We start from the raw sequence: 17,588 nt of genomic DNA, 5'->3' as shown, positions 1-17,588 counted from the left end.
CAGGCGGCGCGCCGGCGGGACTGGCCCGCGACGCCTTGTCGAGCACCGGCGCCTGACGTTGCCGACGGCTCATCACATCGGCCAAGGGGAGAGGAAAACGCTTTGGCGGTGTCGTCATCGTTGGGTCACCCCTGCGCTGGCCAGCCAGTCGTGCACGACGCCAAGCCGTGCGGTATGCGTGAGATCCAGTTGCAAGGGAGTGACCGAGACGTAATCGTGCGCCACGGCGTGAAAATCGGTGCCTTCGCTGCTGTCGCGCGCGTCGCCAGCCGGCCCGATCCAGTAAATCGTTTCGCCACGCGGATTCTCCTGACGGATCACCGGCTGCGATTGATGCCGTTTCCCAAGTCGCGTCGCCACTGCGCCCTTAAGGTGGTCGTACGGCGAATTGGGGATATTGACGTTCAACAGGAAGGGCGCTCCCAGCGGGCGCTCCATATACCGCTCGACGACCTCGCGCGCCACGCGCGCGGCGCTATCGAGGTGATCCCAGCCTTTATGGACTTGCGAGAAGGCGAACGAGGGAATCCCGAAGAGAAACCCTTCGGTGGCCGCCGCCACTGTGCCGGAGTAGAGCGTGTCTTCGCCCATGTTCTGGCCGTTGTTGATGCCGGACACAACGATATCGGGCCTTTCGTCGAGCAGCCCGGTCAGCGCTATGTGCACGCAATCGGTCGGGGTGCCGTTGATGAACGTGAAGCCGTTGCCGCCTTTGAACACCGACAGCGGCCGTTGCAGGGTCAGAGAATTGGACGCACCGCTACAGTTCTGTTCGGGCGCCACTACGGTAATGTCGCCAAGCGGTGCCAGCGCTTCGTAAAGCGCGGCCAGGCCAGGCGCCTGATACCCATCGTCGTTGCTGAGCAGGATTCGCATGCGGCAATTGTAACCGAGGAAAGGTGCCCGGATATGACGCCATCACAGCATCACGCCTGTCGTTGCGGCGATTCGGTGGCAACACAACGGCCACGGATCTGCCACAAATTTGCCGCCATGCCGTCACGACCGCCGGCGACATCGGCGTCGCCAGCGGCCGTACCTCACATCTTCTCGGTCTCGCCGGCCTGCGGCTGCCAGACGAGCAAACGCCGTTCGACCACACCGACGAGCCCGTCGAGCACGAGGGCAAACGCCGTCAGGATCAAGACGCCGGCAATCACGGCGTTGATGTCAAACGTGCCTTCCGCTTGCAGAATCAGGTAGCCCACGCCGCGCGCCGACCCCAGATACTCCCCGACCACTGCCCCGACGAACGCGAGTCCGACCGAGTTGTGCAGGCTGGAGAACACCCAGCTCGTGGCGCTCGGCAGATACACGCGACGCAGCAACTGCCGCTGATTCGCGCCCAGCATGCGGGCATTCGCCAGCACGACCGGACTGACTTCCTTTACGCCTTGGTACACGTTGAAGAACACGATGAAGAACACCAGCGTTACACCCAGCGCGACTTTCGACCAGATGCCAAGCCCGAACCACACGCCGAAGATCGGCGCGAGAATCACGCGAGGCATCGAGTTGGCCGCCTTGATGTACGGATCGAACAGCGCGCCGGCGCTCGGCGAGAGCGCCAGCCACAGTCCCACCGCCAGCCCGAACACCGTGCCGATGACAAAGGCGAGCACGGTCTCGAGCAGGGTGACGCCGAGATGCAGATAGATCTCCCCGCCGGCGAACCACTGCCAGATCTGGAGCAATACCTTCTGCGGCTCGCCAAAGAAGAAAGCCGCCTTGTCGGGGCTGTCGAAGTAGAACGCGGGGAGCAGCGTCGGGCTCGTGAGGACATACCAGACGAGAAAAGCCACCACCAGCAGCAGCCATTGCCACAACCGCAAGTGCCGCATGATCGAACGATTACGCATGACGAACGAATTCCGGGAATATCAGACGAGCGATCGGACAAGCCAATCGAACCCACCAAAGCCATCCGGCAAATCGAACCCATCCAGCCAGTCGAGCCAGTCCAGCCATTGCACCCAGCCGCACCCGCCGAACAGAAAGTCGGTGATTTGCCACATGACGTGTCAGACTGCCTTCAACTGTTGCGCATAGCCCTTGAGCACTTCCTCTCGCAGCACGTCCCAGATCTGGGCGTGCAGCTCGGTGAAGCGCGAATGCGTGCGGATTTCCGCCACATCGCGCGGACGCGGCAGATCGATGCGGAACTCCCCGATCGGATGCGTGCCCGGCCCTGCCGAGAGCACCACGACACGGTCCGATAGCGCTATCGCCTCGTCCAGATCGTGCGTGATGAACAGCACCGCCCGGCGCTTGGCCGCCCACAGGTCGAGCAACTCGTTTTCCATGAGCTGACGCGTCTGGATGTCAAGCGCCGAGAACGGCTCGTCCATCAGAATGATGTCCGGATCGAGAATCAGCGTCTGCGCCATGGCCACGCGCTTGCGCATGCCGCCCGAGAGCTGGTGCGGGTAGCGATCGCCGAACCCGCCCAGCCCCACGCGCTTGAGCCACTCGTGTCCGCGCGCCTTCGCTTCCTCGGCCGATACGCCACGGAACTCCAGCCCAGCGGTCACGTTGTCGATGGCGTTGCGCCAGGGCATCAGCGCTTCGGCCTGGAACATATAGCCGGCGCGCGAATTGATGCCCTTGAGCGCCTCGCCGAACACCTTGACGGTACCGGACGACGGCGCCAGCAGCCCGGCAGCGACGTTGAGCAACGTCGACTTGCCGCAACCGGTGGGGCCGACGACCGAGACAAACTCGCCCGGCGCAATGTCGAGCGAGGTGTCGGCCACGGCCGTGTAACGCTTCGCGCGATCGTCTCGCGCGACGAACGTACACGTAATGCTGTCGAAACTCAGAGCCGGCGCTGTCATCATTTGTACTTGGCGTCGGCCTTCTTCGTGAATTCGTTCGTGAACGTCTTCGCCAGATCGATCGGCTTGCCCTTGACGGATTCGTCGAACGCCTGCAACGTGCGCAACGCCGTGGCCGGGCCGTCGGCGGGAATCAGGCCGTCCGGGGACATGGCCTCTTTCACGCGGCCCCAGGCATCGAGGTACAAGGCGCGGTCGCCCAGCAGATAGGCGTCGGGTACCGTCTTGATGATGTCCGCCGGCCCAGCCGTCTGAAGCCAGCGCAACGCACGGACCATCGCATTGGTCAGCGCCTGCGTCGTATTCGGATTCTTCTGAATAAACGATTCGTTCGTGTACAGGCACCCCGCTGGCATGTGGCCGCCGAACACCGACACCGTCTCCTTGAGCGTACGCGTGTCCGAGATCACGCGGATCTCCTTGTCGCGCTCGAGCATGGTGATCACCGGATCGAGGTTGACGATGGCGTCGATATTGCCCGAGCGAATCGCGGCGAGCGCACCGGACGACGCGCCGACACCGACGAACGCTACCTCGTTGGGCTTGACGCCGCCTTTGGCCAGCACGAAGTTCGCCATGATGTTGGTGGACGAGCCGGGCGCCGTCACGCCAATCTTCTTGCCACGCAGGTCGGCCAGCGACTTGTAATTCGGCATTGTCTTGTTCGACACGCCGAAGACGATCTGCGGGGCGCGCCCCTGCAGCACGAACGCGCGGATGAACTGGTTTTTCGCCTGCAACAGGATCGTATGTTCGTAAGCGCCCGACACCACGTCGGCGCTACCGCCCACGAGGGCTTGCAACGCCTTCGAGCCACCGGCGAAATCCGAGATTTCGACGTCGAGACCCTCGTCCTTGAAGTAATTCAGGCGTTCGGCAATCGTGAGCGGCAGGTAATAGAACAGATTCTTGCCGCCGACGGCGATCGCGACCTTGGTCTTCTCGAGTTTGCCTTGCGCGAAGCTGGGGCGAATGCCTGCGCCGATCAAGCCGGCCGCGGCCAGCGTCGTGACGAACTGACGTCGTTGCATGAGGTTTGTCTCCGTGGTTGCAGCGTTTTTTCTTGGTGTAACGTGCTTATTCGCGAGCCGCAGACGGTGCCGCGCCCCGTGGTCCTGCGCGAGATCAGCGCAGCTCAAATGACGCCGTTCTCGCGCAGTGTCTTGATTCGTTCGGCATCATAACCTAGTTGCCCGAGCACCTCTTCGGTGTGCTCGCCAAGTGCCGGGCCGAGCCATTGCGTGTGCCCCGGCGTTTGCGAAAGCTTGGGCGTGACGTTCGGCAGATCGATGGGCGTGCCGTCCGGGAACGTGTGACGCTGAATCATCTCGCGCGCGATGAACTGGGGATCCTTGAACATGTCGGCCACGGTATAGATACGGCTTGCCGGCACGTCGGCCCCTTGCAGCACGGCCAGGGCGTCGTCGATCGGACGCGTGCGCGTCCATTGGCCGATGGCATCGTCGATTTCCTGCGTGCGTGGCACGCGGCCGTCGTTGTGCGCAAGGGCGGGATCGTCCGCCAGATCGGGCCGGCCGATGGCGTGCATCAGCCGCTTGAAGATCGGATCGCTGTTGCCGCCCACCACAATCATGCCGTCGGCGCACGGATAGGTGTTCGACGGCGCGATCCCCGGCAGCGACGCGCCCGTGCGCTCGCGCACCATGCCGGCCACACTGTACTCGGGCACCACGCTCTCCATGAGGTTGAAAACGGCCTCATAAAGGGCGACGTCGACCACCTGCCCCCGCCCGCCGTTCACATTGCGGTGATGCAGCGCCATCATCGCGCCAATCACGCCGTGCAGCGCCGCGATGGAGTCGCCAATGGAAATGCCGATGCGCGGCGGTGGCAGGTCCGGATACCCGGTGATATGGCGCAGTCCGCCCATCGACTCGGCAATCGCGCCGAAGCCGGGCCGGTCACGGTACGGCCCGGTCTGCCCGTAGCCCGACAGGCGCACCATCACGAGCCCCGGATTGTCGGCCGAGAGTTGCTCGTACCCCAATCCGAATCGCTCGAGCAGCCCGGGACGGAAATTCTCGACCACGATGTCGGCCTTCGCGGCGAGCTTGCGCACGATCTCCTGCCCCTCGGCAGACTTGAGGTTGATCGTCACCGATTTCTTGTTACGCGCCTGCACGGCCCACCAGAGCGACGTGCCGCCCGCGTCGGGGTGCAGCTTGCGCCACTTGCGCAACGGATCGCCGTGCTGCGGATCCTCGATCTTGATGACTTCGGCGCCGAACTCCCCCAGCATGCGCGCGGCAAACGGACCCGCGATGAGTGTGCCGAGTTCGAGCACCTTCACGCCGGCGAGCGCGCCGCGCGCCGGCAGACCGGCGGCGCCGCCCCCCTGCGACGAGGTGGCGTCGGAAGACGGGCCGGCAGCGGATGCCGTAGACACCGGGGCGGGACCTTGCGGCAATACAGATTCGAACGGCTTGGACGACTTGGACAACGCGTGGACTCCTGTGCCTCGTCGACGGGCATCGCCGTCGACTTCGAGACGCCGCCGTCGGCGGCGCCTGTCGCAATGGGTGGCAAACGAAGCTCGTATAGTAATTCGACAGTCCGCGATCGGCCAACCATCGCGCAGCGATTCCCGGAAAGTTCCGGGTTGAATGGTCGCGAAATCCGATCGGGCAACCCGGGGCCGCTCGTCAGGTCTCGAACAGATGACGCGCCCCGCGCTGCGCCGCGATGTAGATCGCCTCGCCACGATTGCGGGCGCCGAGCCGCCGGTACAGGGCAGACACGTGGGTCTTGGCGGTTCCCTCGGAGATCACCAGTTGCTGGCAGATCGTTTTGATGGATAAACCGCGCGATAGGAGTGCCAGAATTTCGTACTGCCGCGCGGAGATTCCGAGCAGCGCCGACTCGGCCAGTTGCGTCGCCTTGTCGCCGCCCATCGGGAACACCGGCAGACGCGATAGCGGCAGCGCTTCGCCCAGTGCCTCCTGGCGCCAAAGCACGAGCAATGCCGAGATGGCCTCGTCGGGAACGAATCGACCGCCCGTGAACGCCAGATCGAAGACCGCACGCGTGCGCGCAACCGAACTCGGCCATGGCAGACATGCCGCCGCACCAGCCTGCAGCCAGCGAATGATTTCATCGGGAAAACCCGCATCTCCGATGACGAGCACCGGGACGGGCGGCGCACAGTCGGCGGCCGTCGCACACAGACCATCGATGTCTGGCGTACGGGCCACCGACTCGGCAAGCACGAGCGCGCGACGCGACGGCAACTCGCGCAACCAAAGCCAGTCCTGCGCCGTCACCTCGTCGACATGACGCAAAACCGGCGGCGTCGCGTTCGCGTCGGTCTGCAGTGCGACCTGCAGGCCGCTCAGCCAACTGGCAGCCTCACCCACGACCAGCACACGCATGGTTTCCCCCGTCGTTCCGGTCAGCCCCCCCGGGCCGCCGCCCCGCTTGTTATCAAGCCCGATGTGCTCATGAGTTGCCCGCCTGTCGCATGCTCGACACATGCCCAGGCGGCTACGAAAACCGAAGAAACCCTCCAGCCTTCGTCATGAGGCAAACATCAGGCGTCACCTCGCTTGTAGCGCAATTTACGCACGAAACCCGCATGGCACCGGGTCCCGAACTCACGAACGCCGCTCCATGTTGCCTTCGCGCGACAAACCGCAATCTGCGTAAATTATTTACTCAATTTTCTAACATTCCGCTATTACTTTTTTCCCTTCCTTTTCTCGAATCGCGCCATAAAATACAACGTGTGCTGGGAGGACAGTCGTTGGAGGCCGGGGGGCATACCATGAACAAGAAGATCAGCGTCAAGATGACGTGCGTTGCTATGGGTTGTCTGGTGGCGGCGTGCGTTGCCGTCTCCGCGCAAGCCCAGGCGGTCGATATGCGCGGCGTTCCGGTCGCGGTCAGCGACGCCTTGCTCGCCAGCACGCGTGCGGCGAACCTGCAGCACAGCATCGTCGCCAACGTGCCGGGCATTGCGCCCGTCGCCATTGCTCCGGCCCACACCGTGGCGCAAACGGCGAACAATGTACGCCTCTGGGACGAAGTCGTCCCTCCCGCGCCACTGCCCAAACCCACGCAGGCATCGATTTCCTTGCCGAATGGGCCGCGCATGATCGCTGCGATTTCGCACGTTTCACCCCCTGCCCTGTCCGCGGGAATGCAGCCGACCCGTCTGTCCGTCAACGCAGGGGTTGGCGCTATGCCCCCCCGCCCGTCGCGCTAACCGAAGGTCGCGACGGGCCGCGCCCGTCGCTATTGCATCCGCCTTCCCTGACCTTGATTCCATGCGCGTCGTCGGTGCCGGCGACGCGCAAACCCCGTTCCTGCTGCCTTCTTCCACACCTACGCGATGCCCCCGTCATCAGAACGTGTACGGGAAGCGCAAACCGATCACGTAGTTCGGCGCGTCCGGCGACATCCCCGCATTGACGTAACCGTTGACCGTCCAGTGCTTGTTGATCGCATAGTTGATGCCGAAATTGAGCGACGCCGCGTTCGTCGAGCTGCCCGCCACCGTGGTGTAGGCGCCGCCTGGACTGGCCGTCTTCGTCGCGCGCGAGATCGCCGTCGAATACGAGATCGACAGCGCCGTCTTGTCGTTGAGCGCCAATGCCATGCCCGCGCCCACCTGAATGATGTCGCCGAGCTTGACCTTCGCGGGTTGCGTCGTGCCTTCGACAGCGGACACGTCGTCGAACGTGCGGGCCACGTTGTAGGTGTACGCCACGTTCGCGAACAAGACGATCGGATCGTAGGTGCGCAGGAACGACAGGCCGGCCGTGAACGCCCAGATGCCGTTGCCCGTCGGCAGTCGCGACGGCGTCGTCAGGTTGTTATTGGTCGGATCGGGCGTGCCGAGCTTGATGCCAAACGGTGACGTACCGGTCGGCGCGGTCACGCGAAACGAGGCCACGATATCGGGCCAGTTCGCGTTCTCCTTGACGAGTTGGTAGTACAGGGACGCATTCACGTCGCCGATGTTCGCCGAGTTCTTGCTGATGTCGCTCACCGACGATGCCGCACCGCCCACCCCGCCCGAGATGAAGTCCGAATTGCGGTAGAGATACGGCACGTCGAACGCCACGCTCAACCGGTCATTGATCCCGTAGCGCGTGTTGACGTCGAACGTCCAGACGTTGGCCTTGGTCTCGCCGAGATTCAACTGGCCGAGAAAGATGGCATCGAGGGCGAGAAAGCCGCTCAGCACGAGTTGACGCCGGTCGTAGTAGCTGTAGCTGATCCCCGTATCGATGGTCAGCTTGTGGTCGAACAGCGGCGCGTGCTGGGCCTGCACAACTGCCTCTTCGGCCGGCGTGCGCTGCGATTCGCTCGTGCTCTTTTGCATCTGCTGGGTCTCGCCGATCGGCGTGGCCGATGAGGGCCCCGACGCGCCGGCGGCCCCACCGCCCGGCGTACCCGCCGAACCGGCGGCCGATCCGTCACCGGGCGAGACCTGCGCGATCTGCGCAGTATCCCAGGCGGTCAGACCGCGTCCGCGTTGCGCCATCTCGATATCCGTGAGGCGCTGCTTGAGAGAAGAAATTTCCCGCTGCTGCCGGTCGACCATGTCCATCAACATTTGCAGACGGTCGTCCGGCGATGGGTTCGTATGCTCCTGAGCCTGGGCCGATAGCGTGAAAAGCAGTACCCCCAACGGAATAGCGGCAACGGGAAAAAAGCGATGAGTGTTCATGATCCCCCCCGGGTAAAGGTGCGGACAGGCGTCCGCGCGCAATCCAACAAACACGTATTGCCAACAACGGTTGTCCTTGCTGCTCGACTGCGGGGTGATGCGTGCGAAACCCATTCCGTTTCCGGTGGACGTGCAATGCCCGGGCTCTGCCGACATCACCTTCTTGTTCACCGCAAGCGACCTGCGGCGACGCCCCACTTCTCGTTATCTTGGCGTCCGGCCAAGGGTTACAACGTCGCCGGACACGGTTGCCGGCGTCACCCTGCGCACCCATGGCAGCGCGGCGCCGTCACTTCACTTGCTCTTGACTTACCCTTCACTTGCGCTTCACGTCGTCGACTTGGGTTGACGATCCTCAACCGTCATCGGCGGATCGCGGCGATGTTTGCCAACGCGCTCTGAATGCCGGCCTGATGCAGTGCGGCCGACGTAAGCGGATTCGTCTGCAGATTCAGTTGCATCGTGTTCATGACCTGCTGGGCGTTACCCGCCACCTGCACGACCTGCATGATCTGGTTCATCGCCGCACCGGCCCCGCCGCCCACGCTCTGGCCGAGATTGCCGTTCGGCGTATTCAACGTGATCTGCATGCCGGCCGACGTAATGGCCACGCTGGCGCTCAAATTGCCCACCGTGGTCTGCGAACTGTTCGCGCCCTGCCCGCCGATTGGCACCAGCGACGCGATCGTTACCCCGGGACCGAACTGAATGATGGCTTTGTTCAGGGCGTTGTTCGCGTCGCCGGCCACCTGCGTGATCTGGGCGACGCCGTTGATCAGTACGCTCGACGCGCCCGACACTGACTGCGTAATCGGCCCGGTCGCGTTGACCAGACCGGGGATAATGCCGGTCGCGGCACCGGTCTGCACCTGGACGCCGCCGCCGTTTTGATTCACACCCAGCACGCCGGTGGCCATCAGGCTCGCACCGGTCGGCATCTGCCATTGCGACTGCATGACGAGCTGAAAGCCCGTGATCATGTTCTGTTGTGCGTACTTGCCGGTCGCGTGCGCGAGCACTTCATCGCTCACAGGCGTCCAGCTCTCGGGCACCACGCTCGATGCAAATGCCGGCACGGCACTTGCAAGCAGCGGGATTGCCAGCATCGGGACAAATCGGTTCATGATGGTCTGGTCTCAAAACAGATCCGCCCGGATGATGCCGAAGTCCACCATCGGGGCCGGAGATGTCCCGGTCGCCAAGGCGCTGTCGCGCAACTTGACTGCCAGGGACTCGTTTCCTTTGAGCAGCGGTGAATCCTCCAAAAACGGCTTGCCGACGACCGCCAACACCAAGCCGTTCCATTGCTTGGCAAAATCGGCCTGCTCGATAATGCGATTGCCCAGCGCCGGATCGGACACGAACACCCGTCCGTCCTTCGCTGCCTTGATGACTACAAAGTGTTGATAGCCGTTGACGTCGATCAGCGCGATGACCGGGATGCGCAAGTCGTAAAGCGCGTTCACGTCAACTTTGAATCCTCGCCCCTCGAGTCCCAGTGTCTCCACGAATTTCTTCATGTCGAGCATCGAGAAGCCATTCTTGATGACCGTTTCCGGGTTGGAGAACGCCATCATTCGCTGGATCATTTCCGGCTCGGGTATGTCGATCCCGTAGCCGTATCGCAGCAGCGTTGCCAAGGCTGCGGATCCACAGCTGAAGTCGTATTCCTGCTGGACCAGATTCACGTAGTGCATCGACTTGAACGAGCGCATCTTCTTGACCGCCGGTACACCAGTCGAAGATTCGAGGTTCACCGATGCATACTGCGCGTGCCCGGCCACGCTTGCGCACGCCAGAGCGCAAACAGTAGCGATCCTCACTGCGGCACGACGCGCATCATTCATGTCACACCTCATGAAAAAACCGGTCCGGGAATCCCCGGACCGGTTCGGTACTTCACTTGATTGCCGAGACGGCAAGGCTGTTGCTCTGCACGTTGCCGATACCCGAAGCCACGTTCACACCGATGTTGCCGCTGGCCCACGACAGTGCGCCGTTACCCAGCGAAGCATTGGCGATGAAGTCGCCCGAAGCGTGCATCGAAGCCGACTGGTCGGTTTGCGCCGTCGAATTGGCCGCACCGCCCTTGTACCAGCCATAACCGCTTTGCGAGACCGCGGCGGCCAGGCCGTTCTGCTGCACGTTACCCACACCTGCTGCCACGTTCACACCCACATTGCCAGTCGCACCGGCGAGGGCGTTGTCCCCCACGCTGGAAGTGACATAGAACTGCGAGATGCTGGCCGAGCCCTTCGACGACTGGTTCGCGAACACCTGTGCCGAGGCATACACCGGCTGGGCATTGAGCGAAGCGATCGCGACGTTGTTGGCCTGCGCGTTGTCGGCACCTGCCGCCACGTTCACACCGATGTTGCCGTTGGCGTTAGCCAATGCCCCATTGCCCAGCGTGGCACCCATCGTCTGGTACTGCGCCGTGTTGATGTGATACGTGATCGCGCCATGCACCCACGTGGTCGACTTCATGTACGTGTCGGAGAAACCCCACAGTGCGCCTGCGGCAATCGATTCGCTATGGACCGAAGCCTGACCTTCGTTGAACAAGCCGTGGAACCCTGCGTCGAAGCTCTTCTGCGTGTTCAGGAAGCCTGCCGCGAGGAAGCCGGCAGCTTCCTGCGATTGCTGCTGGTAGGCGTAGCCGCCCCATGCGGCGCCTTGGCCTGCACCGAAGTTGCCGAAGAGGTAGCCGCCGTACACCCCACCTCCACCCGGCAGCCAGAAGTGACCGCCACCGATGGCGCCGAAGCCACCCGCAATGTTCGAATACTCATACCCGCCACCGGCGATGAAACTGCCCGAGCCGGAGTGTGACTGACCCGCGATATACCCGGCACCGGCCTGGAAGGACTGGCTGGTGTTCAGGTGACCATTGGCCTCGGCATTCACCCACGACGTCGTGTTGTCGAACGACGTCCTGGTCGAGCCAGCGAGCAGGTATGCGCTACCCTGGTTCGAGACCGTGGTGGTCTTGGAATGCACGCCGTACGTCACGTCGCCCGTCACGTAGCTGCCAAGCAGCGGGCCCGTCAGGTGCACGCCGTGCGCGTCGACCATCTGGCTGCTTTGCACGACAGCGTTGCCGGTGTTGTCCACCGTGACGCAGCCGCGAATGCCGACCAGACCGAAAATGCCGACCAGGTTCAGAACGTTGGTTTCGTTGCCGATGAACGAGAAGCTGTATTGCTGGTGATGAGACGGGTACGCCATGGCGGAACCCGTTGCTACCAGCAGTGCGGCCGCTGCAATTGCTTTCGTTTTCATGACCATCTCCTTGACGAGAGAGTTACCCAGTTAAAAAGATGTGCCCGCCGGGGGACGGAGCACAAAAACATTTGCGGTTACATTGCCTATCCCAGCCGACTGGTTCACTTGGACCACACCGTTCGCACCGCGGAAGGCGTCACCGGAAATCGACGCCGTGCGGAACAGATCGTTGAGGTTGTCGTGCCCAGCCGGGCCACCCTTAGCGATCGCAGCGGATAGTGCCGTATCCGATACGCTCGCCACTCCAGCCGCATCGCCCGTCACAATGACCGTGGCGTTGCGTTGAAGATTGCCGGCACCGCTCGACTGATTGACTTGCGTCAGCCCCGAGGTGCCCGAAAATGCGTTGCCTTGAATTGCGGCGCTGGCCGCGCCGGTCGTCGTGGTGACGAGCGCCTGTTGATTCGTGCTCGATGCGCCGACGCTCACTCCGCCGCCATTGGCGATGACCGCGCTGTTGGCCTGGGCGTTGTTCACGCCAGCCGCTTGATTGACACCAAGGGCCCCGGTCACACCCACCGCCACACCGTTATCGATGGTGGCGTGCGTGCCGGCGAGTTCGCCGTTCACGATCCACACGTCTTGTGCCGACGACACTCCTGCGACGGCGCTCAGGGCGGTGGCTGCCGCCAGAGCGATGGCGCGATGGGCACGATGCGACAGGCGATGCGCGCTCATTTCGCCGCTCCTGCCGCACCAATGCTCGTGAGCGGTGCCAGTGCCGAGTTGATCACTGACGGTACGAGCGTACCGATGCTGCCGATACCACCGCCACCGCCGACCCCGGCGCTGAAGCCGCCGCCCACGCCGTTCGAGGTGTTGAGGGCGTTGCCACCGCGGGCATTGCCCACCAGCACCCCCATCACCGGGTCGATGCCGGAGCGCACGGCCCCCGTAACGAGACCGACCGAGGCGCGGCCCGTCAACTCACTATCCATGACCTGATTGACAGCCCCCATGGCGGTGTTGAACGGCCCCGTCGGGAATGCCGGTACGGCGATGCCAATCGGATTCTGCTCACGGGGCAAGCCGCGATAGGCGACTTCCGGGCCGATGTTGCGTTCGATCACCAGGTCCCCGGGCGTCGCCGGTTCGGCGTGCGCGCGGCCGGGGAGCAGCGCCGGGGTCAGCGCCACCATCATCGTGGCGAGGACACTGCCGGCATGCAACAGGGAGAATTGAGTCATCTGATTCACCGCGTGGAGTAAGTCACACGCGTCACCTGAACGTTGTTCACGCCGCTAGACAGTTGTTGCGGACGCGGCATCGGCGTCACGGCGCCGGGCAGTTCGTCCCACAACGTCACGCCGTTGGCGAGCGTCATTCCAGGTGACTGGACCATCGCGCCGCCTTGCAGATTGCGGCCGCGCTGGCTCCCGAGTTGTGCGTCATCGATACGGGCTGCCGCAAGGGGCACCCCGGTCACACCCATGTCCTGGACGCTGGCAATGGGACTCGTGTCGTCGCCACCGGCAGCGGCCGGTGCTTCGTCCGTCGTCGTGCGGGCCGCGACCGGGACCAGGTCGGAGACCGGTGCCACCATGGCAGGGTCAGCATCCGTGACCCGCGTCGCAGGCAGCGTCGTCGAAAACGACGTCGGCACCATTGAGCCCGTCAGCATCGCCACATGCATAAGCGGCGAGCGCGAGAATTCATGCGCTTGCGCCGGTGCAGCGCACAGACCGAACGTCGCGGCAATGGCAGCGGCCAGCGCGCCTGCGCCTTGTCGTACTCGGTACTGAATGTCGGTGGTGAGAATTCGCATCGCTGTGCCCTCCTTGCCCGGCTCAATAAAGCGACTTCCGTGCCACCCGACTTAAGTGATTGAAAACATTGACGTTAGATTTTTCGACTTGGCCGAACGCCCGGGCCAATGCGCGAAAACGTTTCAGCATTGATACGCAGGCCATGCCGGGCCGCCGGTGCCACATCACCGACGCATTCCACAAACATTCCGAACTGCGAACGATATCGGCGTCGCCAGCGACGCTTGCCTTGGAGCCCCGGTTGACAAGGGCTTCCGGTGACAGAATTGCGGCAGTTTTATCCGCCTGCGACGTAACGACACAGCGTCGTCACAGATGCCCGCGCGAGGCGCGACGCCGTACGGTGCCGTGGATGTTTCATCTTTGATCGGTCTGCGCGGCCACCGGCCACGCCCATTTTCGGCGGCGGCAAAGCGCGTTCCCCCCGACCGCAGGCAGGACTTCGCGAGGTCGGGAAAGCGCAGGTGACGACGCACCGCAGACGCACACGTACGACGCCGCGGGACGCGTTCTCTGGAAAGGCGAGACAACGCAATGCGTATGGAAGACGTTCGAGAGGACTGCGGGAAGGTTCGCCGGATTCGCCCGTCGTTATTGGCGATGGCAGAAGTCGCGGATTGCGAGGACAGCGGTGAAAACACGGCGTAAAGCGGTCAGACTTGCGGGCTCAACTCGACGATATTCAGGAGCCCAAAAAGAAACGACCGCCCTGCTCATCACAGGACGGCCGCCCTCTCTTCGCCAGAAGACATCAGGCCGGCACGCCCGATTCGTCACCACGCATTCCATACCGGCACATGAGGCGGTACAGGGTAATGCGCGAAATGCCCAGCTCTGCCGCCACGTCCGTGAGCCGATGACAGTGGCGCAGCAATGCCTGCTCGATGGCCGTTCGTTCGGCCTCCGCTCGAATTTCCTCGAGCGTTCGCACGAGGGTCGGCACCCACGGCGTCAAGTCGAGATCCTTGGCCGAAATCATGCGGCCGTCGGCCATGACAATGGCGCGGCGCACGCGGTTGATCAGCTCGCGAACGTTGCCCGGCCAGTGATATTCGTACATCGCCTGTACCGCGCACTGGGTGAAGCCGCGGATTTTGCGATGATTGTCGCCCTTGAAGCGTTGCAGAATATGGTGCGCGAGGATCTCGATGTCCTGCCCGCGCGCACGCAGCGGCGGTTCGTCCACCCGCAGTACGCAAAGGCGATGGAACAGATCCATGCGGAACCGCCCTTCTTTGACGGCTTCCTCCAAATCGACGTGCGTCGCCGAAATGATGCGCACGTTGACCGGAATCACTTCATGTCCGCCGAGACGCTCGATGGCGCCCTGCTGCAGGAAGCGCAACAGGCTCGCCTGGCTTTCGATCGGCAGGTCGCCGATTTCGTCGAGCAGCAGCGTGCCGCCATTGGCAGCCTCGACACGGCCGATCTTGCGCGCATTGGCGCCGGTGAAGGCGCCGCGTTCGTAGCCGAAGAGTTCGGATTGCATCAAGTGCGGCGGAATTGCCCCGCAATTGATCGCGACGAACGGCCCCTTGGCACGCGACGAGCGCTCGTGAATCGCCACGGCACTCAGTTCCTTGCCCGTGCCCGACTCGCCCGAGATAAACACCGGGGCTTCGGTATTGGCCACTTTGCGGATCGTGCGGAAGAGTTGCTGCATCGCCTCGCACGTGCCGACCATCTCCTGATCGCCGCCGACTTGCGGCGTGACGAACGGCACCTCCGAGAGCGATGCCATGCCCCAGGCATGTCCGATCGAATGGGCGAGTTGGTCGTTCGTACAGGGAACGTTGACGTAATCGAAGCAATAGTCGCGGATCAGCCGGCGAATCGCTTTCGTCGTGAGTTGTTCGGGATTCGTCGCGGCAACCCAGCCGACCGTGGCGGGTTGCATGCAGGACTCGAACGCGCCCATCTCGCGGTCGCTATAGCCGCTCGCCAGATCGATGAGTGCTGCGCTGGTCGTCCCCGGATTCAGAATGCGACTGACGTCGCTGGCGCTCTTGGCCGGCAAGACTTGCCAGCCTTGCTCTCCCAGGAAAGACAACAGACCGTCGTTGTGCTTTCGGGAGGCGTAAATCAGGGTGCGCCCGGTATCGTTAGCCATACCTTAACTCCCTGCCTAAGCAGTGCCCGTGCGCAGTTATTGGGTCATCGACCGGATCTACACGACGGGAATACGGCCCCGCGCCGCTCGTGAACTTTTTGAATTCCCCGTGCTGGTGGGTCATCAAGTCGGCAGGTTCAGTCTAGAAGACCGGGATGGGTGCAGAAATACCGAATAACAGCTAATCCGATTGGATGAGAGGAGCAGTACCTACGCGCAGCGTTGGACCGCGACACGCGCGCGTCATGCTCAGAGCGTATGCCTGTCGAGCACGGCACGCGCGATCGTACCGGCGTCCACATACTCGAGTTCGCCACCGACGGGTACCCCCCGCGCCAGCCGACTCACGCGCAAACCGCGCGCCTTGAGCATCTGTCCGAGATAGTGGGCGGTGGCCTCGCCTTCGTTGGTGAAGTTGGTGGCGAGCACCACTTCCTTGACCACGCCGTCCGTGGCGCGGCGAATCAGTTGCTCGAAGTGAATCTCGCCGGGACCCACGCCGTCGAGCGGCGAGAGATGCCCCATGAGCACGAAATACAGCCCCTTGAAGGTCAGCGTCTGCTCCAGCATGTTCTGGTCGGCAGGCGTTTCCACCACGCACAGCAGGCTCGTGTCGCGCTCGGGATCGAGACACGTCTCGCAAATCTCGACTTCGGTAAACGTATTGCAGCGCGCGCAATGGCGAATCTGCTCGGCGGCATGCACCAGCGCCTCGCCCAGCCGCACCGCGCCTTTGCGGTCGCGTTGCAGCAGATGGTAAGCGATGCGTTGCGCGGACTTCGGGCCGACCCCCGGCAACGCGCGCAGGGCATCGGCGAGTTCCTGCAGGCTCGAGAGCTGGGACATGCGTCGTGTGTCTCTTTAAACTGGCGGAGGACCGCTCAGAACGGCATCTTGAAGCCCGGCGGCAGCGGCAGACCGGCGGTCAGGCCGCCCATCTTCTCCTGCGCCGTCGCTTCAGCCTTGCGCACCGCGTCGTTGAACGCCGCCGCCACGAGGTCTTCGAGCATGTCCTTGTCGTCCGCCAGCAGGCTCGGGTCGATGGTCACGCGACGCACGTCGTTCTTGCACGTCATCACGACCTTGACCAGACCCGCCCCCGACTGACCCTCGACTTCGATCAGGGCAAGCTGCTCCTGCGCCTTCTTCATGTTTTCCTGCATTTGCTGGGCCTGCTTCATCAGACCTGCAATGTTTCCCTTCAGCATGGTGACTCCTGAATAAATCGTATGAGGTGGGTCAGATGCCGCGCGTCCAATGCTGTACGCGCCGAGCATCGCGGTGTGTCGTCGTGTGTCGTCGTGTGTAACGCGCGTTTGAGGATTTTCTTCGAAAACCCGGCACCGAATTGCTACAGCGAACGGCCTTATTGTAACGGGCGAACGCTGCCCGGCAGAATCTGGGCGTCGAATTCGTCGATCAGTTCGCGCACGAGCGGATCGTCCGCGATCGCCCGTTCCGCCGCGCTCTGGCGCGCCGCCGCCGCTTGCGCGGCGAGCGAAGCCGCTGTCGTCCCCACCTGCCCCAGCTCGACATGCAATTGCACCTCGGCGCCGAAGTGCTCAGACAGCGTCTGACGCAGCTTGTCGGTGGTGGCCGCATCGGCCAACTGCCGCAGCGGCACGCGCAAATGCAACGCGCGACCGGCGACTTCGGTCAACTCGCTTTGAAATGCCAGTTGTTGGGCAAGACCGCGTGCCGGGAGACCGGCGGCCAATGCCGGCCATTCGCCGGTAAAGACCGGTGCGACACCGTCGGATTCACGATAGACGCAAGCACGCGGGGTCGCCGCAGACGCTGCCGCTAACGCACCGGCAGCCCCTGCAGGCTCGGGCTCCGGGTCGGCACCGGCTGGCGCCTCGTCGGAGGCGCGCGACGCGCTTCCGCGATTGGCGCCTGCG

At 63.3% G+C, this 17,588-nt stretch carries 19 protein-coding genes; 1 reads left to right on the top strand and 18 read right to left on the bottom strand.

Features of this window, described 5'->3' with window-relative positions; all coding sequences use genetic code 11:
* Positions 1 to 114: 114 nt before the first annotated feature.
* The 7 genes from surE to A985_RS28820 all read right to left on the bottom strand — a co-directional run bounded on the left by surE (position 115) and on the right by A985_RS28820 (position 6,223).
* Positions 115 to 876 carry a 5'/3'-nucleotidase SurE gene (surE, locus tag A985_RS0100220; RefSeq protein ID WP_017231423.1) on the bottom strand — a complete coding sequence of 254 codons (762 nt, stop codon included), beginning with the start codon at positions 874 to 876 and terminating at the stop codon, positions 115 to 117.
* 164 nt (positions 877 to 1,040) lie between these two features.
* Positions 1,041 to 1,859 (bottom strand): ABC transporter permease, encoded by an 819-nt coding sequence (locus A985_RS0100215; protein ID WP_017231422.1) that lies wholly within the window; start codon positions 1,857 to 1,859, stop codon positions 1,041 to 1,043.
* A 21-nt stretch (positions 1,860 to 1,880) separates the two neighbouring features.
* Positions 1,881 to 2,015: a hypothetical protein gene (locus tag A985_RS29630; protein WP_017231421.1), complete on the bottom strand. Its 135-nt coding sequence runs from the start codon at positions 2,013 to 2,015 to the stop codon at positions 1,881 to 1,883.
* Positions 2,016 to 2,021: 6 nt separating this feature from the next.
* A complete protein-coding gene (locus A985_RS0100205) occupies positions 2,022 to 2,834 on the bottom strand; it encodes an ABC transporter ATP-binding protein (RefSeq protein ID WP_026131493.1) in 813 nt (270 codons plus the stop codon).
* On the bottom strand, positions 2,834 to 3,865 hold the full coding sequence (locus tag A985_RS0100200) for an ABC transporter substrate-binding protein (RefSeq protein WP_017231419.1): 1,032 nt from the start codon (positions 3,863 to 3,865) through the stop codon (positions 2,834 to 2,836). The genes A985_RS0100205 and A985_RS0100200 overlap by 1 nt, the downstream gene beginning before the upstream one ends.
* Before the next feature lie 104 nt (positions 3,866 to 3,969).
* The gene (locus A985_RS0100195) at positions 3,970 to 5,172 is read right to left on the bottom strand and encodes a CaiB/BaiF CoA-transferase family protein (protein ID WP_026131492.1); all 1,203 of its coding nucleotides are present in this window, start codon (positions 5,170 to 5,172) and stop codon (positions 3,970 to 3,972) included.
* A gap of 325 nt (positions 5,173 to 5,497) precedes the next feature.
* Positions 5,498 to 6,223: a response regulator transcription factor gene (locus A985_RS28820; RefSeq protein ID WP_017231417.1), complete on the bottom strand. Its 726-nt coding sequence runs from the start codon at positions 6,221 to 6,223 to the stop codon at positions 5,498 to 5,500.
* A 203-nt stretch (positions 6,224 to 6,426) separates the two neighbouring features.
* On the opposite strand from A985_RS28820, the gene A985_RS0100185 reads away from it, so the two are divergent.
* Entirely contained in the window at positions 6,427 to 7,056 is a 630-nt protein-coding gene (locus A985_RS0100185; RefSeq protein ID WP_157211301.1) for a hypothetical protein, read from the top strand.
* A 138-nt stretch (positions 7,057 to 7,194) separates the two neighbouring features.
* On the opposite strand, the gene A985_RS0100180 is transcribed toward A985_RS0100185, so the two are convergent.
* The 11 genes from A985_RS0100180 to A985_RS23640 form a co-directional block, all read right to left on the bottom strand.
* On the bottom strand, positions 7,195 to 8,640 hold the full coding sequence (locus tag A985_RS0100180; protein ID WP_017231415.1) for a hypothetical protein: 1,446 nt from the start codon (positions 8,638 to 8,640) through the stop codon (positions 7,195 to 7,197).
* A 248-nt stretch (positions 8,641 to 8,888) separates the two neighbouring features.
* Entirely contained in the window at positions 8,889 to 9,650 is a 762-nt protein-coding gene (locus A985_RS0100175; protein ID WP_157211300.1) for a hypothetical protein, read from the bottom strand.
* Between the two features lie 12 nt (positions 9,651 to 9,662).
* Entirely contained in the window at positions 9,663 to 10,373 is a 711-nt protein-coding gene (locus tag A985_RS0100170; protein WP_051060032.1) for a C39 family peptidase, read from the bottom strand.
* 52 nt (positions 10,374 to 10,425) lie between these two features.
* Complete coding sequence (locus A985_RS26850) at positions 10,426 to 11,808, bottom strand: hypothetical protein (protein WP_017231412.1); 1,383 nt, start codon at positions 11,806 to 11,808, stop codon at positions 10,426 to 10,428.
* 30 nt (positions 11,809 to 11,838) lie between these two features.
* On the bottom strand, positions 11,839 to 12,381 hold the full coding sequence (locus tag A985_RS0100160) for a hypothetical protein (protein ID WP_232424475.1): 543 nt from the start codon (positions 12,379 to 12,381) through the stop codon (positions 11,839 to 11,841).
* Between the two features lie 104 nt (positions 12,382 to 12,485).
* The gene (locus A985_RS0100155) at positions 12,486 to 12,998 is read right to left on the bottom strand and encodes a hypothetical protein (protein WP_026131488.1); all 513 of its coding nucleotides are present in this window, start codon (positions 12,996 to 12,998) and stop codon (positions 12,486 to 12,488) included.
* 5 nt (positions 12,999 to 13,003) lie between these two features.
* Complete coding sequence (locus tag A985_RS0100150) at positions 13,004 to 13,576, bottom strand: hypothetical protein (protein WP_017231409.1); 573 nt, start codon at positions 13,574 to 13,576, stop codon at positions 13,004 to 13,006.
* 752 nt (positions 13,577 to 14,328) lie between these two features.
* Positions 14,329 to 15,687, bottom strand: a complete 1,359-nt coding sequence (locus A985_RS0100140; RefSeq protein WP_017231407.1) for a sigma-54 dependent transcriptional regulator — start codon at positions 15,685 to 15,687, stop codon at positions 14,329 to 14,331.
* Between the two features lie 249 nt (positions 15,688 to 15,936).
* The gene (recR, locus tag A985_RS0100135; RefSeq protein WP_017231406.1) at positions 15,937 to 16,533 is read right to left on the bottom strand and encodes a recombination mediator RecR; all 597 of its coding nucleotides are present in this window, start codon (positions 16,531 to 16,533) and stop codon (positions 15,937 to 15,939) included.
* A gap of 35 nt (positions 16,534 to 16,568) precedes the next feature.
* Positions 16,569 to 16,895, bottom strand: a complete 327-nt coding sequence (locus tag A985_RS0100130; RefSeq protein ID WP_017231405.1) for a YbaB/EbfC family nucleoid-associated protein — start codon at positions 16,893 to 16,895, stop codon at positions 16,569 to 16,571.
* Between the two features lie 158 nt (positions 16,896 to 17,053).
* Positions 17,054 to 17,588 (bottom strand): DNA polymerase III subunit gamma/tau C-terminal domain-containing protein (locus A985_RS23640; protein WP_039829609.1); only part of this gene is annotated, 535 nt, incomplete at its 5' end.

Source organism: Pandoraea sp. B-6 (assembly GCF_000282835.1).
Lineage (GTDB): Bacteria > Pseudomonadota > Gammaproteobacteria > Burkholderiales > Burkholderiaceae > Pandoraea > Pandoraea cepalis.
This window is presented reverse-complemented; position numbering and strand designations above follow the sequence as displayed.